At 64.2% G+C, this 25,284-nt stretch carries 23 protein-coding genes; 13 read left to right on the top strand and 10 right to left on the bottom strand.

The genetic code is table 11. The features are described 5' to 3' along the window. Window positions 1-4 precede the first annotated feature (4 nt). Together AB5I84_RS12200 and AB5I84_RS12195 are read right to left on the bottom strand one after the other, a co-directional pair. Window positions 5-1,531, bottom strand: a complete 1,527-nt coding sequence (locus AB5I84_RS12200; RefSeq protein WP_369456184.1) for an aminotransferase-like domain-containing protein — start codon at window positions 1,529-1,531, stop codon at window positions 5-7. Between the two features lie 192 nt (window positions 1,532-1,723). After that, entirely contained in the window at window positions 1,724-3,115 is a 1,392-nt protein-coding gene (locus AB5I84_RS12195) for a trimethylamine monooxygenase (protein WP_369456183.1), read from the bottom strand. A 258-nt stretch (window positions 3,116-3,373) separates the two neighbouring features. On the opposite strand from AB5I84_RS12195, the gene AB5I84_RS12190 reads away from it, so the two are divergent. Further along, a complete protein-coding gene (locus AB5I84_RS12190) occupies window positions 3,374-3,988 on the top strand; it encodes an HAD family hydrolase (protein WP_369456182.1) in 615 nt (204 codons plus the stop codon). Between the two features lie 9 nt (window positions 3,989-3,997). Here AB5I84_RS12190 and AB5I84_RS12185 read toward each other — a convergent pair whose 3' ends face one another. The 3 genes from AB5I84_RS12185 to nudE form a co-directional block, all read right to left on the bottom strand. Then, complete coding sequence (locus AB5I84_RS12185) at window positions 3,998-5,428, bottom strand: MDR family MFS transporter (RefSeq protein ID WP_369456181.1); 1,431 nt, start codon at window positions 5,426-5,428, stop codon at window positions 3,998-4,000. 607 nt (window positions 5,429-6,035) lie between these two features. Further along, window positions 6,036-6,845, bottom strand: a complete 810-nt coding sequence (gene cysQ / locus AB5I84_RS12180; protein ID WP_369456180.1) for a 3'(2'),5'-bisphosphate nucleotidase CysQ — start codon at window positions 6,843-6,845, stop codon at window positions 6,036-6,038. Continuing rightward, a complete protein-coding gene (gene nudE / locus AB5I84_RS12175; RefSeq protein ID WP_369456179.1) occupies window positions 6,836-7,393 on the bottom strand; it encodes an ADP compounds hydrolase NudE in 558 nt (185 codons plus the stop codon). The genes cysQ and nudE overlap by 10 nt, the downstream gene beginning before the upstream one ends. A 50-nt stretch (window positions 7,394-7,443) precedes the next feature. Here nudE and yrfG point away from each other — a divergent pair, with 50 nt between their 5' ends. The 4 genes from yrfG to AB5I84_RS12155 all read left to right on the top strand — a co-directional run bounded on the left by yrfG (window position 7,444) and on the right by AB5I84_RS12155 (window position 11,144). Continuing rightward, a complete protein-coding gene (gene yrfG, locus AB5I84_RS12170) occupies window positions 7,444-8,112 on the top strand; it encodes a GMP/IMP nucleotidase (RefSeq protein WP_369456178.1) in 669 nt (222 codons plus the stop codon). Continuing rightward, the gene (locus AB5I84_RS12165; RefSeq protein WP_369456177.1) at window positions 8,105-8,500 is read left to right on the top strand and encodes an RNA-binding S4 domain-containing protein; all 396 of its coding nucleotides are present in this window, start codon (window positions 8,105-8,107) and stop codon (window positions 8,498-8,500) included. The genes yrfG and AB5I84_RS12165 overlap by 8 nt, the downstream gene beginning before the upstream one ends. Window positions 8,501-8,517: 17 nt before the next feature. After that, complete coding sequence (gene hslO / locus AB5I84_RS12160) at window positions 8,518-9,390, top strand: Hsp33 family molecular chaperone HslO (RefSeq protein WP_369456176.1); 873 nt, start codon at window positions 8,518-8,520, stop codon at window positions 9,388-9,390. A 209-nt stretch (window positions 9,391-9,599) separates the two neighbouring features. Further along, a complete protein-coding gene (locus AB5I84_RS12155) occupies window positions 9,600-11,144 on the top strand; it encodes a phosphoenolpyruvate carboxykinase (RefSeq protein WP_369456175.1) in 1,545 nt (514 codons plus the stop codon). 63 nt (window positions 11,145-11,207) lie between these two features. Here the strand turns inward: AB5I84_RS12155 and AB5I84_RS12150 are convergent, their stop codons facing one another. The 3 genes from AB5I84_RS12150 to AB5I84_RS12140 all read right to left on the bottom strand — a co-directional run bounded on the left by AB5I84_RS12150 (window position 11,208) and on the right by AB5I84_RS12140 (window position 13,541). Beyond that, a complete protein-coding gene (locus AB5I84_RS12150) occupies window positions 11,208-11,630 on the bottom strand; it encodes an SRPBCC family protein (RefSeq protein ID WP_369456174.1) in 423 nt (140 codons plus the stop codon). Window positions 11,631-11,742: 112 nt separating this feature from the next. Next, on the bottom strand, window positions 11,743-12,480 hold the full coding sequence (locus tag AB5I84_RS12145; protein ID WP_369456173.1) for a LytR/AlgR family response regulator transcription factor: 738 nt from the start codon (window positions 12,478-12,480) through the stop codon (window positions 11,743-11,745). Window positions 12,481-12,494: 14 nt separating this feature from the next. Next, the gene (locus AB5I84_RS12140) at window positions 12,495-13,541 is read right to left on the bottom strand and encodes a sensor histidine kinase (protein WP_369456172.1); all 1,047 of its coding nucleotides are present in this window, start codon (window positions 13,539-13,541) and stop codon (window positions 12,495-12,497) included. Between the two features lie 129 nt (window positions 13,542-13,670). Here AB5I84_RS12140 and argH point away from each other — a divergent pair, with 129 nt between their 5' ends. Continuing rightward, the gene (gene argH / locus AB5I84_RS12135; protein ID WP_369456171.1) at window positions 13,671-15,053 is read left to right on the top strand and encodes an argininosuccinate lyase; all 1,383 of its coding nucleotides are present in this window, start codon (window positions 13,671-13,673) and stop codon (window positions 15,051-15,053) included. Between the two features lie 62 nt (window positions 15,054-15,115). On the opposite strand, the gene rnk is transcribed toward argH, so the two are convergent. After that, window positions 15,116-15,517, bottom strand: coding sequence for a nucleoside diphosphate kinase regulator (gene rnk, locus AB5I84_RS12130; RefSeq protein WP_369456170.1), 402 nt, complete (start codon window positions 15,515-15,517; stop codon window positions 15,116-15,118). A gap of 182 nt (window positions 15,518-15,699) precedes the next feature. Between rnk and lptM the strand changes: the two genes are divergently transcribed. The 7 genes from lptM (at window position 15,700) to AB5I84_RS12095 (ending at window position 24,417) form a co-directional block, all read left to right on the top strand. Continuing rightward, window positions 15,700-15,924: an LPS translocon maturation chaperone LptM gene (gene lptM, locus AB5I84_RS12125; protein WP_369456169.1), complete on the top strand. Its 225-nt coding sequence runs from the start codon at window positions 15,700-15,702 to the stop codon at window positions 15,922-15,924. A gap of 17 nt (window positions 15,925-15,941) precedes the next feature. Continuing rightward, entirely contained in the window at window positions 15,942-17,183 is a 1,242-nt protein-coding gene (lysA, locus tag AB5I84_RS12120; RefSeq protein ID WP_369456168.1) for a diaminopimelate decarboxylase, read from the top strand. A gap of 52 nt (window positions 17,184-17,235) precedes the next feature. Next, window positions 17,236-20,139, top strand: a complete 2,904-nt coding sequence (locus AB5I84_RS12115) for a DUF748 domain-containing protein (RefSeq protein WP_369456167.1) — start codon at window positions 17,236-17,238, stop codon at window positions 20,137-20,139. A 120-nt stretch (window positions 20,140-20,259) separates the two neighbouring features. Further along, window positions 20,260-21,924: a carbon starvation CstA family protein gene (locus tag AB5I84_RS12110; protein ID WP_369456166.1), complete on the top strand. Its 1,665-nt coding sequence runs from the start codon at window positions 20,260-20,262 to the stop codon at window positions 21,922-21,924. Next, entirely contained in the window at window positions 21,921-22,199 is a 279-nt protein-coding gene (locus tag AB5I84_RS12105) for a cory-CC-star protein (RefSeq protein ID WP_369456165.1), read from the top strand. Before AB5I84_RS12110 ends, AB5I84_RS12105 begins: the two co-directional genes overlap by 4 nt. Next, a complete protein-coding gene (locus AB5I84_RS12100; protein WP_369456164.1) occupies window positions 22,199-23,185 on the top strand; it encodes an ArsA family ATPase in 987 nt (328 codons plus the stop codon). The genes AB5I84_RS12105 and AB5I84_RS12100 overlap by 1 nt, the downstream gene beginning before the upstream one ends. 80 nt (window positions 23,186-23,265) lie before the next feature. Further along, entirely contained in the window at window positions 23,266-24,417 is a 1,152-nt protein-coding gene (locus AB5I84_RS12095; protein WP_369456163.1) for an AI-2E family transporter, read from the top strand. Here the strand turns inward: AB5I84_RS12095 and AB5I84_RS12090 are convergent. After that, the gene (locus tag AB5I84_RS12090) at window positions 24,362-25,234 is read right to left on the bottom strand and encodes a metal-dependent hydrolase (RefSeq protein WP_369456162.1); all 873 of its coding nucleotides are present in this window, start codon (window positions 25,232-25,234) and stop codon (window positions 24,362-24,364) included. The genes AB5I84_RS12095 and AB5I84_RS12090 overlap by 56 nt on opposite strands. Window positions 25,235-25,284: the final 50 nt, after the last annotated feature.

Here is a 25,284-nt window from a genome sequence, read left to right as displayed (position 1 = left end):
CGCTTCACCCCTTGGCCAGCTCGGTCGCCAGATGACCGAGCTGGACCACCGCCGCCCGCACGCTGTCACTGACCGGATTGCCGGCATTGATGCGCAAATAATTCCGATAGTCCGCCATGGCAGAAAACACCGCGCCGGGGAAAACATGAATGCCGGCGCGCTCCGCCTCCAAGAACAGCGTGTCGCCATCTACCCCAGGCGGCAGCCGCAGCCACAACACGCAGCCGCCACTGGGTCGGGAAATGTGGGTGCCAGCAGGGAATGCCGCGGCGATCAATGCCGTCATCGCGACCACTTGGCTGCGCAAGGCAGAACGCAGCTCACGGAGGTGCTGGCTGTAAGCTCCGCTTTCCAGCATCCGCCCCATGGCCAGCTGCGACAGGGAAGGGGAGGTAATGGTACTGAGTTGCTTCAGTTCCAGCAGGCGACGGTGGAAACGCCCTCCCACTGCCCACCCTAGCCGCAATCCCGGCATCAATGTCTTAGAAAATGAATTGCAGTACAGCACCAGGCCCTCGCTATCCCAGGCTTTGGCCGGCACACCGTCGCCCTCGTTGAACACGGTGTCGCCCCATACATCATTTTCGATCAACGGCACACCATAGCGCGCCGACAGCGCCACCAATGCCTGCTTACGTGCCGCCGACATGGTGAAGCCGAGCGGGTTCTGCGCATTGGTGGCCACCATGCAGGCTGCTACCCGTTTTTGCTGAAACACCTGCTCCAAAGCGCTGAGGCTGATGCCGTCCTCAGGATGGGCTGGCACTTCCACCACCCGCCGCTGATGGGCTTCCAGTAGCAGCAAAGTCCCATAATAAGTGGGCGACTCCACGGCTATTGCATCGCCGGGCTTGCTGACGCTGCGCAGCGCCAGTGTCAGCGCCTCCATACAACCATTGGTGATGATGATGTCGTCCGCTGCGTAAGGCTGCTCAAACGCAAGACTACGCCGCGCCAACTGGTGGCTGAGCGGGTTGTGCACATTGGGATGCAAGTAGTCCCAAGCTTCCAACGGTTGCCGCCGGGTGACGTCCCGCAGCACCGACATCACCCGCGCCACCGGTAACACCTCTGCACCGGGTAAAGCGATACCAAGCCGTACCACGTCATTGCGCGCATGCAGCGCCATGTAACGCAATACCTGTTCACTGAGCGACACTTCTACCGGCAGCAATGGGTAACGACTGTCCTCCGGTGACGGCATGCCGTCCGCATCCGCCCTACGCACGAACACCCCTGACTGGGGCCGGATCTCCAAATACCCATCCGCCTCCAGCTGGCGGTAGCACTGCATCACGGTGTTGACGCTGACGCCAAACAGCTTGCTCAGATGACGCACCGACGGCAGCCGATCTCCCACCGCCCAGGCTCCGGAATGGATTTGCTCCAGCAGTCGGCGACTGATGCGCTGATAAAGAAACAGGTCTCCAGACACGTCTGCTCCCTTGTTGTTGTTATCTTGGTGCAGCCTGAGCGCGTTATCTGCGCCAGCGAGGGCGACTTCATCGAGCACGCCAAGAACATTGCCCATCCTAGCGATCGGCTAGGCGCTCCAGGGCAAGCACTGCAGCTTAACGACTGATGCCACAACGAGCCCGGTGAACGCAACGATTTCAGTGCAGGGCGCGCTGATCAAATGGGCAAGGAGAAGCGCCGCTTATGACAGAACGCGGCGCGAAGTGAGCCCGGCCAATGGGCCGGGCGATGCTTTCAGTCCTGAGGGTCAGGCGTTGGATGCCTTGCGCGCCGGCTCTTCCTGCGCGGGCGTGAACTCCAACTTCAAGAAACTCTGCAGCGAGTCATCCATGATCTCCAGCCACGGACGCGGCAGGCACGGGGCCTGGGTGCCGGTCATGGTTGAGCAATAGCTGCGGTTGCGGAAGCCCATGATGTCGTGCCGCTTATCATCCAGCCACTGCTTGAACAATGCCCCCTGCTTCTCCACCGGGAAATCCGGGTAATCGGTGGCATCCATCAAGTCGCGGATGTAATCGGCCTGGAAGTCGATATCGTCATTGGCGCCATCGAGCGCGCCGTGACGGGCCAGCCAAGAGTCCATGTGCTGGCGGCGCGCCGCAGCGTCCGGCAGCGCAATGCGTCCGAGCATGACATCGCGGGCAAACCACGCTTGCGCATCAAACATGTTGAAGGTGAAGTACTGGTCCTGCATGCCGAGATACAGCAGCCGCGGGTTGTCCTCGAATACGATGCCCTTGTAGAGCTGGTCCGGGTACAGGCAGTTGCCGGTCTTCAGTTGCAGCTCTTCTGGCAAGAACGGAAACGCATACAAGTAGCCGGTGCACAGGATCAGCGCATCAATGCGCTTGCGGGTGCCGTCACTGAACACCGCCTCGTCATCGTCCAGACGCTCCAGCAGCGGACGTTCCTCCATGCCCTCCGGCCAGTCAAAGCCGAGCGGTTTGGAACGGTGGCTGAGGGTGACGCTGCGAGCACCGTACTTGAAGCACTGCGACCCGATGTCCTCCGCCGAATAGCTGCTGCCGATCAGCAGTACATCCTGGCCTTCGAACTCACGTGCGTCACGGAAATCATGGGCATGCAGTACCCGCCCCGGAAACTTTTCGACGCCGTCGAAATAGGGGACGTTCGGCGTGGAAAAATGGCCGGTCGCGACGACCACATAATCAAACTCGCTGGTTTCTTGCTCACCGGTCTGGTGATTGGTAACCGTCACTGAAAACTGCTGGGTGTCTTCATCCCAGGTGATCCAGCGTGCTGCACACTCGAAGCGGATCAACGAACGCAGGTTATCTTTCTCAATGCGACCCATGATGTAGTCTTTCAGCACCGCGCGCGGCGGATAAGACGGAATCGGACGTCCGAAATGTTCATCAAAACTGTAGTCCGCAAACTCCAGACACTCTTTCGGTCCGTTTGACCAGAGATAGCGGTACATGCTGCCATGTACGGGCTCGCCATTCTTGTCCAAACCAGTGCGCCAGGTGTAGTTCCACATGCCGCCCAGGTCGTTCTGTTTCTCGTAACACACGATCTCCGGCAGGTCTTTGTAACCCGCCTGGCGAGCGGCCTCGAAGGCCCGCAGCTGGGCCAGACCACTGGGGCCGGCACCGATAATAGCGACGCGAAAAGTCACGACACATTCCTCCATTGATTGGCAGAAGCGAGCGGAACCCTACCCTATATGCGACGCCATTCTCAAACTGGAGAAGTTGCGGAACGCCCGTTCTTTTCCTCTGCAACGCCTTGTTATCACTTTGCAAATAGGCAAAAACTTCGAAAAAATCAGCTGCGCAAAATTATGTTGACTGCGAAGATGTCAGCTTTGTGCATTCATTGTTTGCCGCTCCGGGCAACCAATGATGACGGTCTATGGATTGACGCAGGACATGCCATGTTTCCCTGGAAAGCTGTTGCCTTCGATATCGCTGATTTGCTGGCTCCGGTGCAGCAACAACATCCACTCGATGCGTTCTGGAACCACTGCAGCGCAGCCGGCGCGCCGCCCTCGGCCAGCACCCGCCGGCGGCCGCTCACTGCGCCGCTCAATCTTGCTGCCCTGGCAGAACAACAGGCCCTGACATGGGCGCCGGAGCAATGGCAGCAACTGCAACAGTGCAGCGCTGAGTGGTTGGCAGCCGGCGCTTGCCGTGGTGATGCAGCGCAACTGCTCGCTGCGTTGCAACAAGCCGACATTCGCTGGGGACTGTGCAGCAACGCCTCGGTGCTCGACAGCGCGCTGGTGGACTGCCTGCCGCAGCAGCCGGATGCCATGGTGTGGTCATTTGCCGAAGGCGTGCTCAAGCCCGCCCCGCAGATGTATCAGCAGCTGTGCCGACGGCTCGATGTGGCCGAGCACGAATTGCTGTGGCTGGGCAGTCGCTGGAAAGAAGATGTGGAAGGTCCACGCCGTCTCGGTATCCGCAGCCTGCAGCTGGACCGCAGCGGCAAACTGCGCAGCGACGATGCCCTGCACAGCCTGGCGGAATTGATCAAACGGCTTGGCTGACGCCAACCTTCAGGCTGGCGGTGCCGCGCGGAACCCGCGCCGCATCGCCACCGCTGGCAACCAGCCGAGCACGAACAACAGCGCAAACACCCAGTAGGCATCGCGGTACGCCAGCGCATGTGGGTCCACCACCGCTGTACCCGGCAACAGGGGCTGGCTCTGTTGCAGCAGCACCGACGCCAGCGCGATGCCCAGGGCGCCGCCGAACTGGCGCGCAAAACTGATGATGCCAGCGCCCTGATTGATCAACGACGCCGGTAGCATTTTTAACGCCCCGACCACCACCGGCGGCATCAGGAACGCCACGCCAATGCGACTGACAATGGCCCAGAACGCCAGCAACCAGAACAGCTCAGACTCCACGTACCAACCCAGTAGCACACAAGACAGTGCAGTCAGCACCAGCCCGATGCCCACGAGGCACAGCACATCGTAACGGTCGGCCATGCGGCCGATGCCGGGATACACCAGGCTCATGGCCAAGCCCGCCGGCATCATCAGCAATCCGGCGGTGGTGGAACTGAAGCCCTGAATGGTCTGCACCTGCAGCGGCAACAGGTACACCAGCGAAAACAGGCCCGCACCGGTCAGCAGCGCCAACACAAACGCGGCGGCAAAACCGGGATAGCGGAACACCGCCAACGTCATCAGCGGCGCCGGCCGGCCGCGCTCAAACAACACGAACACCAGCAGCAACACCACGCCGATCGTCGCCGCCGCCAACACCTGAACGTCATGCCAACCCAGCCGCGGGCCATTGGTGATTGCCCACAACAGGGCCGTAATCCAAGCCGCCAGCAACAACAGTCCCGGCACATCCAAACTGCGGCGGCGCAATTCATCGCCCGGCCGCGCCAGGTAGCGGCGCGCCATGAAGCCAGCCACCACCACCACCGGCATGATGATGAAGAACACCGCGCGCCAGTTGATCCAATCGACCATGGCGCCGCCCACCAGCGGCCCCACCGTGGGCCCGAGAATCACGCCCATGCCATACACGCCAATCGCAGCGCCGCGCTCCTGCACCGGGAACACTTGGTAAATGATCAGCAGCGCCAGCGGCTGCACCAGCCCGGCGGTAATCCCCTGCAGCGCGCGCGCCGCCACCAGCGTCTCGAACGTCGGTGCCAGGCCACCGGCAAGGCTCGCCACCAAATAAGCCAGCAACGCCACCAAATAAGTGCGGCGCAACCCGAAGCGGTCCACGCACCAGGCATTCACCAGCATTCCCACCGTCATGCTGGCGAGAAATGCGGTGGACACCCATTGCACGCTGGCATAGCTGATACCGAAATCGGCCATGATGTCCGGCAACGCCACGTTGACGATGGTGGACGACATCGACATCGCCATGGTGCCGACCATCGCGGTGCAAGTGGCGAGCCATTTGTAATGACTGCCGTAGCGGGCGCTGAGCGCCTCTAGGTGCGAGCTCGACACGGATTCTCCTGTTACGGCCGCGGTGGCGCCGGATGCACCACCAGGCTGGCCACCCAGTGTGCCGCGCGCTTCCGGCCACGCTCAATGGCCGAAACGTACCGCTGCAATGGGTCGCTTGCTGAGCAGACACCTTAAAACAAAACTAGATTCCATTTAAAGCCAAGATGCCAGACTACGCCGACGCACATGCCGCAGGCGCTCGGCACGGGTGGGCGCACCGGTAGCCGGCCGGCCATTGTGAGCCGATCCCTGCTTGGCTTGGGCCTGGCCTAGATTTGGGCCTGGGCCTGGGCTTGGGCTTGGGCTTGGGCTTGGGCTCGGGCTCGGGCTCGGGCTCGGGCTCGGGCTTGGACTGGGGCTTGGACTGGGGCTTGGACTGGGACTGGGGCTGGGGCTGGGGCTGGGGACTGGGGCTTCGGCTCCGGCTCCGATTCCGGCTGGTTTAGGCGGCCCCTAGTTTGGATGGGCGCTGGATCTCACTTTAGCTTGGCTTGCGTCTGGACCGCGTATCAATTGGACTTGAAGCGGGCTCCGGCTGGTCTGGCTTGCCACCAAAATGGCGGCAGCGGCCCACGCCGTTCGGCATCGGCCACTGCCGAACGCCCGCTCAGGCCAGCAGCGGCCGCAGGAATGCCCAACGTGCTGGATCACTGCCCAGTGCCAGGAAATGGGGATTGAGGATGTCCTGCTTGTGGTACATCAGCGGCGAGAAGTCCGGTTGCAGCACGCAGCCGCCAGCGCCGAGCAGCACCGCATGGCCGGCGGCGGTATCCCATTCGGAAGTGGGCCCCAGCCGCGGGTATAGGTCGGCACTGCCCTGCGCCACTTCGCACAGTTTCAGTGAGGAGCTTTGCGCCACCCGTTCCACCGCTCCGAACTCGCGCGCCAGCGCCTGCTCCAGTTGTGCCATGGCATCCAGCCCACTGCGGCGGCTGGCCACCAACCGCACCGGCGCCTGCGGCAGGCGCGTATGCAGGCGCCGTTCAACGCCCTGCTCACGGCACCAGGCGCCCAGCGTCGGGCCGCCGTAATACAGCGCCCCGGTGACCGGCACCTGCACCACCCCCAACACCGGCTGGCCGCCCTCGATCAAGGCGATATTGACGGTGAACTCACCACTGCGAGAAACGAACTCGCGGGTCCCATCGAGCGGGTCCACCAACCAGAATCGCGACCACTGCCGACGCTCCGCCCACGGCTGCAACGCCGATTCCTCAGACAACACAGGGATCCCCGGAGTGAGCGCCTGCAAACCGGCAGCGATCACTCGGTGGGCACGCAGGTCCGCCTCGGTGAGCGGCGACGCATCAGCCTTATCGGTCACCGCCACCTCACCACGGCGGTAGACCGCCATGATCTCCGCCGCCGCCTGCTGCGCCAATTGCTGCAGCGGCGCCAGCCACTCACTCAACCCCATGGACGTACCTCCGCCAGCCGTTCGCGCGCCATGTAGAGCGCAGCAATCACCCGCGCCTCGGTGCAATCGTCGCGTTCCAGCAGCGCCTCCAGCTCCGACAATTTCCAGGTCAGTACTTCCAACGGCTCCGGCTCATCGCCGGGCAGGCTCGACGGTTTCAGGTCCCACGCCAGCACCGCGTGGATGTGGTGACCCATGTAACCCGGCGACAACGAGAAGGTTTTCAGCTTTTCCAGGTGCCCGGCGGCGTAGCCCACTTCTTCCTGTAGCTCGCGGTTGCCCGCCTCGCGCCAGTCCTCACCGGCATCGAGGGCGCCTTTCGGCAAGGTGATTAGATAGTCCTCCACCCCGGCGCAGTACTCGCGGATCATCACCACGGTGTCGGCGTCCAGCATCGGCACCACCATCACCGCCGGAATGGGCGGCGTGCGCAGCCGCTCGTAGGTGCGTTCGACACCATTGGCGAAGCGCAGCTGCATCGATTCGACCCCGAACAAGCGGCTGCGGGCCACCAACCGGGTTTCGAGAATTTCCGGTTTCTGCTGCATACTGCCCCCCTCTCCTTGACCGGCGAATGATTCAAAGGGCGTAGCTTACCGTGAAACGGACCCCGAATTGGGCCGCCATCGACACCGTGCTGTTGGACATGGACGGCACCTTGCTCGACCTGGCCTTCGACAATGATTTCTGGCAGCGGCGGGTGCCGCTGGCCTACGGCGCCGCCAACGGCCTCGGCGAGCTGGACGCACTGGCGGTGATTGAGAAATGGATCGCTCGCCACCAAGGCACGCTGAACTGGTATTGCCTCGACTTCTGGTCCCACGAGCTGAAGCTGGACATTGCAGCACTCAAGGCTGAGGCTGCCGCCGGCATCGGCTACCGGCCCGGCGCCGAGGCGTTTCTGCAGCAACTGCACGCCAGTCCGCGCCAAGTGGTGATGGTCACCAACGCCCACCGCGATGCGCTCAACCTGAAAGTGGCGCGCACCGGACTCGACCGCTATTTCGATGTGCTGGTATCGAGCCACGACTACCGCCACCCGAAAGAAGAGCAAGCTTTCTGGCAGCAACTGCAGCGCCAGCATCCGTTCGATCCCCAGCGCACGCTGTTTGTCGATGACTCGCTGCCGGTGTTGGCGTCCGCCGCCGAATACGGCATCGGCCATCTGTGGAGCATTCTGCACCCGGATTCCAGCCAGCCGGCGCGCAACGATACCGATCCATTCCCCTACATCGACCGCTTCGACGACGTGATGCCCCATGACTGAATCAGACAGCGTACGCATCGACAAATGGCTGTGGGCCGCGCGCTTCTTCAAGACCCGCAGCCTCGCCCAACAGGCCGTGGAAGGCGGCCGGGTGCGGCTCGATGGCCAGCGCGTGAAGCCAAGCCGGGCCGTGCGCGTGGGCCAACACATCGTCACCCCGCGCGGCGAGGAAACCTGGGAAGTACAGGTCATCGGGCTGTCCGAGAAACGCCTCGGCGCGCCGCTGGCGGCCTTGCTTTATGCCGAAACCGACGACAGCATGGCCGCCCGCACCCAGGCCGCCGCTGACCGCCGCCTGGCGTGGCAGGGGCAGGTGCACGCCGACCACCGCCCCAGCAAGAAGGAACGCCGCGATCTGCAGCGCTTCCGCGACCGCAACGCCCCCTGATGCCTTTGGAGCCCGCCATGGCCGATTACGACCAGCGCCAACGTTTTTTCTTCCCCGACAGTGACATCCGTGGCGAGATGGTGCGCCTGCAGGGCAGCTACGCCCAGGCACTGGGCGCACGCAACGACCCGATGCTGGTGCAGGGCCTGCTCGGCGAAGCGCTGGCGGCGGTGACGCTGCTCACCGGCACGCTCAAATTCGAAGGCCGCCTGAGCCTGCAAGCCCAGGGCGACGGCCCGATCACACTGTTGCTGGCGGAATGCACCCACGACAGCCAAGTGCGGGCCATGGCGCGCTACGCCGACGAGCTCGGCAACGACGCCGCGCCGCTGCCGGCGTTGCTGGGCGACGGCATGATGGCGATCACCATCCGCCCGGAAAAAGGCAACCAGTACCAAGGTCTGGTGCCGCTGGAGGGCGACTCGCTGGCCAGCTGCCTGGAAGACTACTTCAGCCAGTCCGAACAGCTGCCCAGCCGCCTGTGGCTGGCCGCCGGCAACGGCCACGCCGCCGGCCTGCTGCTGCAACGGCTGCCGGACCGCATCGCCGACCGCGAGCACAACGCTGCCGCCTGGGACCACGCGGTGGCGCTGGCCAATACCCTGACGCTGGAAGAAATGCTCGACCTGCCGATGACCACCATGCTGCACCGGCTCTACCACGAGCAGCCGCCGGAGCTGGCCGCGCCAACGCCGGTCGCCTTTGGTTGCACCTGCTCTCGGCAAAAAGTACAGAACACCCTGCTGTCACTGGGCGCCGGCGAGCTGCGCAATGTACTCGACGAGCTCGGAGAAGCCCGTGTCAGCTGCGATTTCTGTGGCCGGGAAGAGGTGTTCGACGCCGTCGATCTGGCCGCGCTGGTGCATGAGCTGACGCAAGGCCAAGCCTGAGCGGCGCTCGCGCCGGGGCAGCAGTTCTGTCATAATCGCGCGCCTGCCGGTGGCCTTCACCGGGCCCCGGCGGTCCTGCGGCGCCGCGTGTCCGTTTTACGGCGTCCTCCTGGACCAGAGACTCGCGACTTACCGATGCGGCCGGGCATGCAGATGTTCCGGTCGGTCTGTTTTTTGGCCCTTGCCACGTTAGACGCCCAGGAACTGCCATGACCCAAGCCACCGTATTCACTGATCTGACTCCCGCCCGTCTGGTCGAAATTGCCCTGCAACGCCAAGAAGGTGTCCTCGCCAGCAATGGCGCCTTGGTATGCGAAACCGGTCACCGTACCGGGCGCTCACCGATGGACCGTTTCATCGTCGACGAAGCCACCACCAGCGCCAAGATCCACTGGGGCCCGGTCAACCGTCCGTTCGACGCGGCCAAGTTCGACGCTCTGTGGGAACGCGTGTCCGCGTTCGTCGCCGGCAGCGAGCAGTTCGTATCCCACCTGCATGTAGGCGCCGCCGCCGAGCACTACATCCCGGTTAAAGTCACCACCCAGAGCGCTTGGCATAACCTGTTCGCCAATGTGCTGTTCATCCGCCCGGACACCTTCAACCCGGCCGGCCGCGAACAATGGGAAGTGCTGCACGCAGTGAACTTCCAGTGCGACCCGGAGCGCGACGGCACCAACTCCGACGGCTGCGTGATCTTCCAGTTCGCCCAGCGCCGGGTGCTGATCGCTGGCATGCGCTACGCCGGTGAAATGAAGAAAGCCATGTTCGCGGTGCAGAACTTCCTGCTGCCGGAAAAAGACGTGCTGCCGATGCACTGCTCCGCCAACGTTGGCGAAGACGGCGGCGTGGCACTGTTCTTCGGCCTGTCCGGCACCGGCAAAACCACCCTGTCCGCCGACCCGGATCGCTACCTGATTGGTGACGACGAGCACGGCTGGGGCAAGGATGTGGTGTTCAACATCGAAGGCGGCTGCTACGCCAAGTGCATCGACCTGTCGCAGAAGAACGAACCAGTAATCTGGAACGCCATCAAATTCGGTGCCGTGCTGGAAAACGTGGTGCTGGACGAAGACACCCGCGTCGCCGACTATGCCGACGTGTCCAAAACCCAGAACACCCGCGCCGCCTACCCGCTCGAGAACGTCGACAAGCGCGTGATCGAGAACCAAGCCGGCGAGCCGAAGCACATCATCTTCCTCACCTGCGACCTGACCGGCGTACTGCCGCCAGTGTCCAAGCTGTCCCGCGAAGCGGCCGCCTACCATTTCCTGAGCGGTTACACCGCGCTGGTGGGCTCCACTGAAATGGGGTCTGGCGGTGGCATTAAGAGCACCTTCTCCACCTGCTTCGGCGCACCGTTCTTCCCGCGCCGTGCCGGCGAATACGCCGAGCTGCTGATGAAGCGTGTGGACGAATTCGACTCCCACGTGTACCTGGTCAACACCGGCTGGACCGGCGGCCCCTACGGCGTTGGCGAGCGCTTCAGCATCCCCACCACCCGTGGCGTGATCAACGCGATTCTGTCCGGCGAGCTGGACAACGCGGACACCACCCACATCGACATCCTCAATCTTGAGGTGCCGAAGGTGGTACCGGGGGTTGACCCGAACCTGCTGATCCCGCAGAACACCTGGGCGGACAAAGCCGAGTACGAAGCACGCGCGCGCGATCTGGCCACCCAGTTCCAGGCCAACTTCGCCGACAAGTACGCCGATGTCTCTGCCGACATCCGTGCCGCCGGCCCGCAGCTCTAAGCGGTCTGTAACGGCCACAAAAAAGCCCGGCAATGCCGGGCTTTTTTGTGGGTCCGCGTCAGCTCAGAACTTGAGCTTGCTGAGACCTCGCTTGATGCCTTGGGTCAGCCCGAAACCAACCGCTGCCGCCACACCCGGAATCGCGCTTTCCAGTTCGATGGTGTAGTGCAGGCGAGTGCCGCTCGGGGTGTCGGTGAAACGCAGAATGCCGAGGTGATGATTCAGCGGCGTGCCACGGGTAATGCGGTATTCGATGCGCGAGTTTGGCTCCAGCGCGGTGATGGTTTCTTCAAATGCCGGGATCAACGGCAGCTTCATGCGGCGCACTGAACCGAGGCCATCTGGGCTGTCGGAGCCATCACGGATGCGGCGGATACGGGCCGGCACGAAGATAGTTTCGAGATTTTCATGCACCGCAAAGAACGCAAAAACCTGCTCACGCGGGGCGGCAAAGATGTGCTCAATATTGACGCGGGGGGAAGACATGGGGAGATCACTCACATCAGGCAAACAACAGCCCATTACTGTGACTGCTCGCACTGCCGCTGCCTAGGTGGCGCCGGGCCAAAGCGCCGCCGCGGATTGGCCCGTCAGGCCATTACAAGCGCTGCATCAAGCGCCGCAAGCCCGCCACATGCCGGCGACTCACCACCAACGCATCCGCCACACCGCGCAAACGCAGCTGATGGTGGCCGTTCGGCACCTGTTCCAGACTTTCGATGTACTTCAATGCCGCCAACGCGTTGCGATGCACGCGCACGAACAGGTCATCGAACTCGGTTTCCAAGTCTTTCAGGGTTTCATCGATCAGCACTTCACCGCTGCCGTGGCGCACGGTGATGTATTTCTGGTCGGCGAGGAAATAGCGAATGTCCTGCACCGGTACCAGCTCGATGCCACGGTGAGTGCGGGCACTGATGTGATTGCGACGGTCACTGGCGGTCGCTTCCACCGTTGTCGCTGTGGCCGGACGGCGACCATTCCAGCTGCGAGCACGCTCCAGTGCCGCCCCCAGTTCGTCGCGGCTGACCGGCTTGAGCAGGTAATCCAGTGCCTGAGCGCGGAACGCTTCCAGCGCGTGGTCCTCATAGGCGGTGCAGAAGATCAGTGCCGGCGGCACCTCGGTGCCGGCCAGTGCTTGGGCGGCCTCAAAACCATCCATGCCCGGCATGCGGATATCCATCAGCACCACATCCGGCCGCATGTGCCGGGCGACTTCCACCGCCTCACGGCCGTTGGCGGCCTGCGCCACCAGCTCGATGCCATCCATTGTATCGACTAGACGTACCAGCCGGTCCCGCGCCAGCTGTTCGTCATCACAGACCAGTACACGCATGCTTGCTGCCCCCTTTAGGTACGCGGGTAACGCAGGGTCACCCGGTACTCGTTATTATCCGCGTCCACATCCAGGCGGGCGCGTTTTCCGTATAGAGCTGCCAGCCGCTGGCGGATGTTGTCCAACGCCATGCGGTTGCCAGCACTGCTATTGACCTTGCCCAGCGGCAGCGGATTGATCAACTGGTATACCAGTTCGGTTCCGCTGGCGCCCACCCGCAGCACCACTTCCCCCCCGTCGGGTCGTGGCTGGATGCCGTGGTAGATGGCATTCTCGAGCAGCGGCTGCAACGTCAACAACGGGATTAAAGCGGTTTTTGGATCAATGTCCACCTCCCATCGCATTTGCAGCCGCGCGCCCATGCGCAGCTGCTCAATGCGTACATAACGCCGGCACAGATCCAGCTCTTCTTCCAGCGATACCTGCGCGCCGCTCTCACGCAGGCTGGCGCGAAACAGCCGCGACAGGTCTTCTACCGCCAGCTCCGCCGCATCCGGGTCCACCGCAATTAGGCTGGCAATGATATTCATGCTGTTGAACAAGAAATGCGGCCGGATGCGCGATTGCAGCGCCTGGATGCGCGACTGCAGCGCGATCTTCTCCTCCGCGCGCAGCTGCTCAGACACATAGAAGTAGCGCATCACAGTGCTGGTCATGATCGCCGCCATGGTCACATTCACCCACAGGTGGCCGCCCCACAGGTCGCGGGTGCGCTGAAACGACGGCACGATGCGCGCCAACAGCACTTCGCTGAGAGCGCTGTAAATCAGCGTGGTGCCGACCACGACCACCACCACCGCACAGGCGCCCCAAGCCGGGTGCAAGCGGTTTAAACGATGGCGCATCAGGCACAGCAGGCCGGTGGCGGTCAGCGCCACCCACTGCATGAAGAAAGAAATCAGCGCTAAACGGCCGAAGCTGAAGCCGTCGTAATACGTGCCCGCCAGCGTCAGCAGCACGGCCATCATCTGCGCCGCCAGCACCACTACCAACAAGCGACGCGGCTCACACAGGTCCGGCACAAAGCCCGCTATCGGCATGGTTTTATCAAGCGCCTTCATCGGCGTGGATTCCCCCTCTGCGAGCCCGCCCGCCGTCGCACCGGTTGCCCCCCAACCATGCACGACCGGCCGCCGAGCTCTGTTATACTGCGCGCCTTCCCGACCACCGGCAGTTCAGGATTGCGTGCCATGAGTGACAAGCAGAACAAGCTCTGGGGCGGCCGCTTCAGCGAGTCCGTCGATCAGTTTGTGCAAGAGTTTACCGCGAGTGTGAGTTTCGACCAGCGCATGTACGCGCAGGACATCCGTGGCTCCATCGCCCATGCCACCATGCTGGCGGAAGTGGGTGTGCTCACCAACGCCGAACGCGACGCCATCATTGACGGCCTCGGCGCCATCAAGCAGGACATCGAACAGGGCAACTTCGAGTGGTCGGTGGCACTGGAAGACGTGCACATGAACATCGAAGCACGGCTCACCGACCGCATCGGCATCACCGGTAAGAAACTGCACACCGGGCGCAGCCGCAACGACCAAGTGGCCACCGACATCCGCCTCTGGCTGCGCGACCACATCGACCTGATCGACGCCGAATTGCTGCGCTTGATGCAGGGGCTGCTGGGACTGGCCGAGCGCGAAGCCGCCACCATCATGCCCGGCTTCACCCACCTGCAGACTGCGCAGCCGGTGACCTTCGGCCACCACCTGTTGGCTTGGTTCGAGATGCTGCGCCGCGACCGCGAGCGGCTGGCCGACTGCCGCCGCCGCGTCAACCGCATGCCGCTGGGCTCCGCTGCGCTGGCCGGCACCACCTACCCGATTAACCGCGAGCGCACCCGCGAGCTGCTGGGCTTTGACGAGGTGTGCTACAACTCCCTCGACGGCGTCAGCGACCGCGACTTCGCCATCGAATTCTGCGCACTGGCAGCGCTGTGCATGACCCACCTGTCACGCATGAGCGAAGAACTGGTGCTGTGGACCTCGGCGCAGTTCCAATTCATCAACCTGCCCGACCGCTTCTGCACCGGCAGTTCGATCATGCCGCAGAAGAAAAACCCGGACGTGCCAGAGCTGGTGCGCGGCAAGACCGGCCGCGTCAACGGCCACCTGATCGCGCTGCTAACGCTGATGAAGAGCCAGCCGCTGGCTTACAACAAAGACAACCAGGAAGACAAAGAACCGCTGTTCGATGCCGTCGATACCCTGCACGGCTCGCTGCGCGCCTTTGCCGACATGGTGCCGGCGCTGGAACCGAACCGTGAAGTGATGCGCGAGGCGGCACGGCGCGGTTTCGCCACCGCCACCGACCTGGCTGACTACCTGGTGCGCAAGGGCATCGCTTTCCGTGACGCACACGAGATCGTCGGCAAGGCCGTGGCCTACGGCGTCGCAGAAAAGAAAGACCTGTCCGACATGAGCATCACCGAACTGCGCACCTTCAGTGACCAGATCGATGAAGACGTGTTTGACGTGCTGACGCTGGAAGGCTCGGTCAGCGCCCGCAACCACATCGGCGGCACCGCGCCAGAACAGGTGCGTGACGCTGTGGCACGGGCCCGCGGCCAGCTCTGAGCCGGTCCGCAGCCCTCACAAAAACGGCGCCTTGAGGCGCCGTTTTTGTTTCCGCAGGAGCATTACAGCTCGCGGTCACCGGCCGCTTCCGGCTGGTACTCCAGCTCGAGGATTTTCATCCGCAGCGGCTTACCACCCGGACCCGGCCAGTCGATGGATTGCCCCACCGACAGCCCCAGCAGCGCCGCGCCCACCGGCGCCAGCACCGACACCTTGGACGGCCCGGCTTCGTCCGGGTACACCAGCGTCAGGGTGTACTCACGGCCGCCCACTTCCTCGCGGCACTTCACGCGCGAGTTCATGGTCACCACCGTGTCCGGCATCTCAGCGGCCGGCACCAAGGTGGCACGCAGCAACTCTTGCTCCAGTGCGTCCACCACGTCGCTGTCAGGAGCGCGACTCAACAACGCCTCGAGCCGTTGGGCATCCAGGCGCGATACAGTGATCGGCGGTTTGTTCGACACGTTTTTCTCTCTCCATTGCCTTGCGGCAAGCAAACAAAAGGCGGCACAAATGCGCCGCCTGATCCGACCTGATATTAAGCCTCGGGAGATTTTTCTCAAGTGATCGTGGCAACGGCTGCAAGCCGCTATAATGGGCGCTTTTCCGGCGGCCGACCGCGCTGCCACCCGCACCGGAGCGCGCCATGAACCGCCTGTTTCCACTACTGGCCCTGCTGGCTGCCGCCGCCCTCACCGGCTGCGGCCAGAGCGGTGCCCTGTATTTCGCCGACGACGCCGATGCCCGCCCGTCACGCACCTTGTTCGGCGGCCAACGCGCCGCTGAACCGGACGCAGACGCTGACTCGCCCAGCTCCGACCAGCGCGAGCCGGCCGCCGCCGCGCCTGACGACGACGCCGATCAACACTGACCGCCCAGGATTACGCCATGGAACCGTTCCAGTATCACGACGGACAACTGCACGCCGAGAAGGTCCCGGTGGCCGAATTGGCACGCCGCTTCGGCACACCGCTGTATGTGTACTCCCGCGCCATGCTGGAAGCCCAGTACCGGGCCTTCGCTGACGCCTTCGGCGATCACCCGCACCAGGTCTGTTATGCGGTGAAGGCCAACTCCAACCTCGCCGTGCTGAACGTGCTGGCCCGCCTCGGCGCCGGCTTCGACATCGTGTCCGAAGGCGAGCTGGAGCGGGTGCTGCGCGCCGGCGGTGATCCGGCCAAAGTGGTGTTCTCTGGGGTCGGCAAGACCGCCAGCGAGATGGCCACCGCGCTGCGCGCCGGGATCCACTGCTTTAACGTGGAATCCGCCGCCGAACTGGAAGTGCTCAACCGCACCGCCGGCGAGCTGGGCCTGCGGGCGCCGGTGTCGATCCGCGTCAACCCGGATGTGGATGCCCAGACCCACCCCTATATCTCCACCGGCCTCAAGGACAACAAGTTCGGTGTCGACATCGCCGTGGCACCGGCGCTGTACCGCCATGCCGCCACGCTGGCGCACATCGAGATCCTCGGCGTCGACTGCCACATCGGCAGCCAGCTGACCACGCTGGCGCCGTTTGAAGACGCCGCCGGCCGCGTCATGGCGCTGATCGACACCCTGCGCCAGGACGGCATCACGCTGCGCCACGTCGATCTTGGCGGCGGCCTCGGCGTGCGCTACCGGGACGAGAACCCGTCCAGCCCAGGCGACTACGTGCGTGCGCTGCTGCAACAGGTGCCGGCGGACCTCGCCGTACACATCGAGCCGGGCCGGGCCATTGCCGCCAATGCTGGGCTGTTCGTGACCGAGGTGCTGTACCTGAAGCCGGCCGACCACAAGAACTTTGCCATCATCGACGGCGCTATGAACGACATGATCCGCCCCAGCCTCTACGACGCTTGGCAGGACATCGTGCCGGTGGCGCCACGCTCCAGCGCCAGCCAGGTCTGGGACGTGGTGGGTCCGGTGTGCGAGACCGGCGACTTCCTCGGCAAAGACCGGGAGTTGGCGCTGGAGCCCGGCGACCTGCTCGCCATGCGCTCCGCCGGCGCCTATGGTTTCGTGATGGCCAGCAACTACAACACCCGCAACCGTCCGGCTGAAGTAATGGTCGACGGTGACCGCGCCCACGTGGTGCGCGCGCGTGAGACCTACGAAGACCAGTTGCGACTGGAATCCTTGCTGCCCTGACCGTCAGCATCCGGCCCGCCCCGGCGGGCCTTTTCAGGCCGCCGGAGGCCCCATGTCCCTGTCCCAACGCTGGCGCAGCAGTCGCCGCAGCACCCGTATCGCGCTGATTGTCGCGGTCCTTTATCTGCTGTACGCGGCACTGACCGCTTGGGTGCTGGCGCCCTGGCTGCAGCGCACGCTGATCGAGGAACTGGGCGCTGCCACCGGCCGCGATGTCAGCCTCACGGCACTGGACATTAACCCGTTTACCTTGTCCGCCCGGGCGCAGGAATTTGCCCTGCACGATCCGGACGGCACCCCGTTCGTGGCATTCGACGGTCTGGAGGTCAACTTCCAGCTTAGCTCGCTGCTGCGCCGCAGCTGGCACTTCAAAAGCTTGGTGCTGACCACGCCGCGCGTCACCGTCACCCAGCTGCAGCGCGGGCAGTTCAACTTTGCTGACCTGTTGGAGCGCTTCGCCGACGACCCGGACGCCAGCGACGAGCCGGCCGCGCCGGTGAAATTGCCGCCGCTGTCAGTGGCGCGCATCGAAGTAGCCGACGGCGGCGTGCATTTCATCGACCGCGCCTACGGCGGTGAAGACAAGGTGGAACTGAGCCCGGTCAGCTTCGTGATCCACGACTTTTCTACTCGCGCCGCCAGCGATGGCGACGACAACAGCTATCAATTGGCGATCACCAGCCCCGGCGGCGGCAGCCTCGACTGGCAGGGCCGCTTCCTGCTTGATCCATTCCAGGCCGATGGCCAACTGACGCTGCGCAATGTGGAGCTGGCGCCGTTCGCAGAACTGCTGCGCCACCAACTACGCTTCACACTGGCGGAAGGCAGCCTCGATCTGGATACCCGCTACCAAGTGGACGGCAGCGATCCGCTGCGCATCCAGTTGCAGGATGGCCAGTTGACGCTCAACCGGCTGCGCTTGGACGACCCGGAGCAGCAGTTGACCGTGCTGGCGCTGCCGCGCCTGGCGCTCAGCGGCATCACCGTGGACACGCTGGAACAGCGCGTCGCCGCCACCGAGTTGGCGCTGGAGCAACCGCGCCTGGTGGCACGCCTGCAACAGCAAGGGCTGGATCTGGTGACGCTGTTCACCCCGATCGAACTGCCGGAAGACGAGAAAGTGGCAGTGGTACAGGTGACCCCGGCGGACGAGCGCAGTGATGCCGCACCGGAACGGGAATGGACGCTGACGCTGGCATCCCTGCAGTTACAGCAGGGAGCGGTGGCGCTCACCGACCACACCTTGGCCGAGCCGGCGGCGCTGTCGCTGGCACCGATCGATGTCACGCTCGGCAACCTCGTCGTAGGCGCAGCGGAACCCTTCACCCTGGCGGCCAAGCTGGCACTGGACGGCGGCGGCAGCGTCAGCGCTGAAGGTGGCGGCACGCTGGTGCCGTTCAGCACCGACTTGTCACTGGCGCTGGAGGCGTTGCCAGTAACCACCCTGCAACCCTGGCTGGCACCGCATCTGGATGCCGCGCTGCAATCCGGCACCGCCGAGGGCAAATGGACGCTGAAGCTGGCAGATGGCGAACCGCTGCAAGTGACGTTGCGCGGCGACGCCCGCATCAACGATCTGGCGCTGTTGGAGCAGGGCCGACTGCCACTGCTGGCGCTGAAACAGCTGACCCTGTCCGGGCTCAGCTTGGACCTTGCTGCTCAGCGCCTGGCGCTGGCGCGCATCGGTATCAGCGGCCTGGATGTGCAAGCGCGCATCAGCCCCGATGGCCGCAACCCCGCCGACCGCATCCTGCGTGACAGCGGCAGCACCAACGCCAGCGACAGCGGCGCACCCTGGCAGGTACAGATCGAAGAGATCGCGTTCGACAACTCCCGCGCGCGCTACTTGGACCGCTCCATGAGCCCCAATTTCTCGGTCGCCCTGACGCGCCTGCAGGGCAGCCTGCGCCAGCTCGACAGCGACGGCCGCCGGCCGGTGCAGGTGGCGCTGCAGGGCCGCGTTGATGACCACGCGCCGCTGTCGGTACAGGGCACTCTGTCACCGCTGGCGGCGCAGCCAACGGCACAGCTGACCACGCGCCTGCAAGGCTATGACATGACCAGCCTGACGCCATTCACTGGCCAATATCTGGGCTACACCACGGATACCGGACAGCTGTCGCTGGACAGCACCCTGACCGTCGACGGCACCCGGCTCGACAGCCAAACTCAGGTCAAAGCGCTGAAGTTCTTCCTCGGCGACCGGGTCAACAGCCCAGACGCGTTGAATGTGCCGATCAAGCTTGGGCTGTCCGTGATTCGCGACCGCCATGACCTGATCGAACTGCCCGTGAAAGCGGCCGGCGACCTCAGTGATCCGTCGGTGAGCGTACGCGGCATTGTGCTCAAGGCGCTGACCAACATCCTCGTGCGCGCCGCCACCTCGCCACTGTCAGTACTGGCCGGCCTGGTCGGCGGCAGTGACCTGGAGCAAGTGCCGTTTAGCGCCGGCGCGGCGGCACCCAATGCCGACACCGAGCGCCAACTGGCAGACCTTGCCAAAGCTTTAGAACAGCGCCCACAACTGATGTTGACGCTGGAGGGCCAAGCCGGCGACGCAGACCGACTAGCGCTGAGCGCCGAATGGCTGGGCCGCGACTTGGAAGGCCGCAACTGGGCCGAGCTCGACACCGCCGCCAGCGATAGCGGCTTCCAACGTCGGGTGCTGCGCCGCTATCAACGCGAACTGGATGCCGACCCGCAAGCGCTGTTGCCGGACGACAGCGACAGCGGCCGCGATACCCAAGTGCGCGCCGCCTTCGACGCCTTGGCCGCGCACCTGCAGACTGCCGTCAACGACGACCTGCTGCTGAACCTTGCGCAGCAGCGCGCGCAACAGGTGAAAACGCTGCTGATGGACCAATACGGCATCGCCGGCGAGCGGCTGCAGCAAAGCAGCGCCAAACTGGCTGCGGCGGATGCACCACGGGTGGCGCTCACGTTGAGCAGCCGCTGACAAGACAGCGCTGACGGATTGAGGCAGCATGCGGGAGACCGGCGCCGGGGTGGCGCGGCCGGCACCGGTGTCCCGATACAGCCCCGACGCAGCCGCTCAGTGACAGCGAAAGGAGTCCCCATGAGCGCTATTGTGCTGCTTCTGCTTGGCCTGGCCGGCATGGCCCTCGGCTATCTGTTCTATTCACGCTTCATCGCCCAACGCATCTTCAAGCTGGACCCGGACTTCCGCACACCAGCGCACGAATTCGAAGACGGCATCGACTTCGTGCCCACCAACCGCTTTGTGCTGTGGGGCCACCACTTCACCTCGGTGGCCGGCGCCGCCCCCATTGTCGGCCCCGCCATTGCGGTGATCTGGGGCTGGCTGCCAGCGTTCCTGTGGGTAGTGTTCGGCACCATCTTCTTTGCCGGCGTGCACGACATGGGCGCGATCTGGGCCAGCGTGCGTAATCGCGCCAAATCGGTGGGCGCGCTCACCGGTGATGTGGTCGGCCGCCGTGCTCGCAGCCTGTTCATGATCGTCATCTTCCTGGTGCTGCTGATGGTCAACGCCGTGTTTGGCGTGGTGATTGCGCGGCTGCTGGTGGGCAACCCCGGCGCCGTGGTGCCGGTGTGGGGCGCCATCGCTGTGGCGCTAGTGATCGGCCAACTGATCTACCGCCGGCTGCTGCCGCTGGGGCTGGTGTCCGTGCTGGGCGTGATCGCGCTTTATGCGCTGATCTACGTCGGCCCGCAGGTGCCGGTGTCACTGCCGGATTCCACCTTCGGTCTGTCCGCCAACGCCAGCTGGATTTTGCTGCTGTTCCTGTACGCCGCCATTGCGTCAGTGCTACCGGTGTGGATGCTGCTGCAGCCGCGTGACTACATCAACGGCCTGCAATTGTTCGTCGGCCTGATCCTGATCTACGCCGCGGTGCTGATCGTCAATCCGGCCATCGTGGCGCCGGCACTCAACACCGATTTACCACCGGGTACGCCCTCACTGATTCCGCTGCTGTTCGTCACCATTGCCTGCGGCGCGATCTCCGGTTTCCACGGGCTGGTGGCGTCCGGCACCACCTCCAAGCAGTTGGCACGGGAAACCGATGCCCGCTTTGTCGGTTACTTCGGCGGTATTGGTGAGGGGGCGTTGTCGCTGGCGTCGATCATTCTCGCCACCGCCGGTTTTGCCTCGTTGGCCGATTGGCAAGCGGTGTACCACGCCTTCGGTCAGGGTGGCGAGGCGGCGTTCGTCAACGGCGGCGCACGCATTCTGGAACAGGGCATCGGCATCAGTGCCGAGGTCTCCGCCACCATGCTGACGGTAATGGCCGCGCTGTTTGCTGGCACCACCATGGACACCGGGCTGCGGTTGCAACGCTACATTTTCCAAGAATGGGGCGAGATCTATCAGATCAAATGGATGGGCAAAGCACTGCCCGCCACGCTGCTGGCGGTGGGCACCTGCCTGGTGCTGGCGTTTGGCGCCGGCGGCGCCGACGGCTCCGGCGGCCTGCTGATCTGGCCGCTATTCGGCACCACCAACCAACTGTTGGCCGGACTCACCCTGCTCGTCATCACGCTGATGCTGATCCAGCGCCAGCGACCCGCGCGCTACACCGCCATCCCACTGGCGTTCCTGCTGGTGATGACGCTGCTCGGTTTGCTGCTGCAACTGCGCAGCTTCTTCATCGACAAGAACTGGTTCCTGTTCGGCCTCGGCAGCGTGGTGCTGGTGGCGGCGGTGTTGGTGGCGTTGGAATGCGTGGCAGCGCTGCGCCGTAGTCGGCAGGTGGCGCCATGACGCCCCTGTGGCAACGCATCACCCATTGGTACCGCCGCGCCGAGGCGTTCGGCGCGGAGTACTACAACGCGCCCTACCGGCGCGCCATTGCCGCCGCCCGCCGCGATGAGGAAGACCTGTTCATGCTGCTGGTATTTGCCGAAATGATGGGCATCCCCAACCCCGCCACCTGGCACACCTTGGAACTGCAGCCGCTGCTGCTGGAGCGCTTCCACGACTGGCATCGACGCCAGGGCATGGCGCATTCACCGCTCGACCAGTTCCGCTGCTGCTGATGCCCACGCTGGACCTGCCCGCCCTGTTGCGTGAGCGCCGGCTGCTGCTGGTGGGCGGCAAAGGCGGTGTCGGCAAAACCACAGTTGCCGCCAGCCTCGCGCTAGCGGCGGCGGATCAGGGGCGCCGCACGCTGGTGGTCTCCACCGACCCGGCCCACAGCCTCAGCGATGCCTTCGGTGTCGCGCCATCGCCGGCGCTGCGCCCAGTCACTGAGCGACTGCAGCTGCTGGAAATTGATCCGGACCAAGCCGCACGGGATTACCTGGAAGACGTGCTGGCGCACATGGCGCGCTTTGCCCGCCCACAGCAACTCGGTGAACTGCGCCGACAGCTGATGTTGTCGGCAGACAGCCCCGGCGCCCAGGAAGCGGCGCTGCTGGAGCGGGTGGCGCAATTGCTCGACCAAGAACAGCAGCATGACCTGCTGGTGCTCGATACCGCCCCCACCGGCCATACCCTGCGCCTGCTGCAACTGCCGGAAATGATGGCGGCCTGGACCGATGGCTTGCTGCGCCACAACCAGCGCGCCGAACGGCTTGGCGCTGTGCTGGCTCACTTGTCGCCGGGCGCCGAACTGGACCGGCCGCTGCAACAACCGGCACCGGACAGCGACCGGGATGGCGCCCTGAAAGCACGACTGGCGGCCCGCCAAGCACTGCTGCGGCGCACCCGGCGCCGGTTGTCTGACGCCGCCAACACCGCGTTCCTGCTGGTGCTCACCGCAGAGCGCTTGCCCCTCCTGGAAACCGAACGGGCGGCGCAGGCATTGCAGGCGGCCGAGGTTCCGCTGGCCGGACTGGTGGTGAACCGACTGCTGCCCACCGGCAGCGATGACCCCTTCCTGCGCGGGCGTCGCCACAGTGAGGCCCGTCAGCTGGCCGAACTGGAGCGCCGCCTCGGCCAGCTGCCGCGCCACCGATTACCTTGGGCGGCCGAAGACATCGTCGGCTTACCGGCACTGCGCGCGCTGGCAACACACTTTTAACCTTGCCCAGCCGGCAAACGGTTGCAGCAAGCGCAGTGCAACAACGAGAATCCGAACTCATGCCGCCAGAGGACGTGTCCGTGACCACCGAAAAGGTGCAAAGCCGCTCTTTCATCGTGCTGTTGATTGCTGTGTCGCTGGCATTCTTCGCCATCATCGCGCCGTTCTTTAGCCCGATCCTGTGGGCGGCGATCTTCGCCATCATGTTCATGCCGCTGCAAAACCGGGTACGCGCCCGCATGCCTCGCCGCCCAACCCTAGCCAGCTTGCTGACGCTGGTGGTGTGCATTGTGGTGGCGATCATTCCGCTGCTGACCATGGCGCTGGCACTGCTGCAGGAAGGCCGCGTGCTGTTCGAGCTGATTCAAAGCGGCAAACTCGACTTCGGCCGCTATGTGGACCGCATTCAAGAGGCAGCGCCGTCGCTGCGCCAACATGCCGCAGATCTCGGCATCAACGTGGTGGAGGTGCGCGAAGGCATCCGCAACACGGTGTCGTCCAGTAGTGCCTATCTAGCGCGCAACGCGGTGAACATTGGCCAGTTCTCGTTCGGCTTCATCGTCAAATTCGGCGTCATGCTGTACCTGCTGTTCTTCTTCCTGCGCGATGGCCACCAGCTGGCGCGCCGCATCAGCGATGCGGTGCCACTCAGTGAAGAACACAAGACCCGGCTGTTCCGCAAATTCGGCGAAGTGGTGCGCGCCACCATGAAGGGCAACGTGCTGATCGCGCTGATTCAGGGCGCGTTGGGCGGCTTTATTTTTTGGATTCTGGATATTCAGGGCGCGCTGCTGTGGGGGGCGCTGATGGCGCTGCTGTCGCTGTTGCCGGCGGTGGGCGCGGCGCTGATCTGGACGCCGGTGGCGGTGTACTTCCTGCTGACCGGTCAGCTGTGGCAGGGCATCCTGCTGGTGGCGTTCGGGGTCGGCCCGATCGGGTTGGCGGACAACCTGCTGCGGCCGCGGCTGGTGGGTCAGAAAACCCAGTTGCCGGATTACGCGATTCTGGTCACCACGCTGGGCGGGATCACGCTGCTGGGCATCAGCGGCTTTGTGCTCGGCCCACTGGTGGCCGCGTTCTTCATTGCGGTGTGGGATCTGTCGCTGAATGAATTCCGTGATCCGTCCCCGGCGGCAACGCTGCCGCCGGAGGCCGAGTCACAGCCAGAAGCGGCGCTTACGCCGCCGGCTCCAACAACTCCGGACGTTTCAGCATTGCCGCCAGACGCTTGAGGCCGGCATCGCGCAGGCTGCGGCTATCGCGCTGGGACGGGTGGAAGTCGCGCCGGTAGTAGGACAGATAAGCCGGCGCCAGGCGGCGCAGCAAACCGCCTTTGCCCACCAGCCAGCGGTAGCCATTGCGTACCGAGCGCCAGTCAGTGGCATCGTCCATGCCGCCGCGCAGTTGCCAGTAATGCAGCGCGGTGAAACCAATGAACTCCAGTGTGGTGATCGCCATTTCCGACACCCGCAGGCCATAGCGGCCGACTTGGTCGGCATAGACGTCGAACGCCACCGATTTGTGCTCACTTTCTTCCACCGCGTGCCACAGCCATAGCGGCAACACGCGCTCGTCCATGCCGGCCAGCAGCTGTTCGTCTTCAAGGATGGCTTCCGCCAGCATGGCGGTGAAATGCTCCAGCGCGCAGGTCTTGGCCAATTGTCGTTCCGGTGACAGCCACTTGCTTTGCAGCTTGAGGCCGTCGAGCACGAAGCGCGACACCTTCGACGCCGGCATGCCGTGTTGCTCCAAAAACGCATTGAAGGCGTCGTGCTCATTGCCGTGGTGCGCTTCTTGGCCGATAAAGCCTTTCACTTCTTCCTTCAGCATGGTGTCGGTGAGCTGCGGCTGGAAATGCCGCACCGAACGCACGAAGAAGCGCTCGCCTTCCGGGAAGGTGCAAGACAGCGCCGCCAGCAGCACGGTCTTGAACTGGTCGCCATCAAACCAGTAGCGCGGGATGGCGGTGTCGAATTCCAGACCCAGCCGGCGCGGCTGGATGTCACTCTGATTGGTACGGCGGTTGAGACCTTGGACTTTGGCAGTCATAGCAGCACTCCTGCAGGTTAACGGGGCGCGGTATCGGCACAGTGGCGAAG

This window comes from Alcanivorax sp. REN37 (assembly GCF_041102775.1).
GTDB classification, from domain to species: domain Bacteria; phylum Pseudomonadota; class Gammaproteobacteria; order Pseudomonadales; family Alcanivoracaceae; genus Isoalcanivorax; species Isoalcanivorax beigongshangi.
This window is presented reverse-complemented; position numbering and strand designations above follow the sequence as displayed.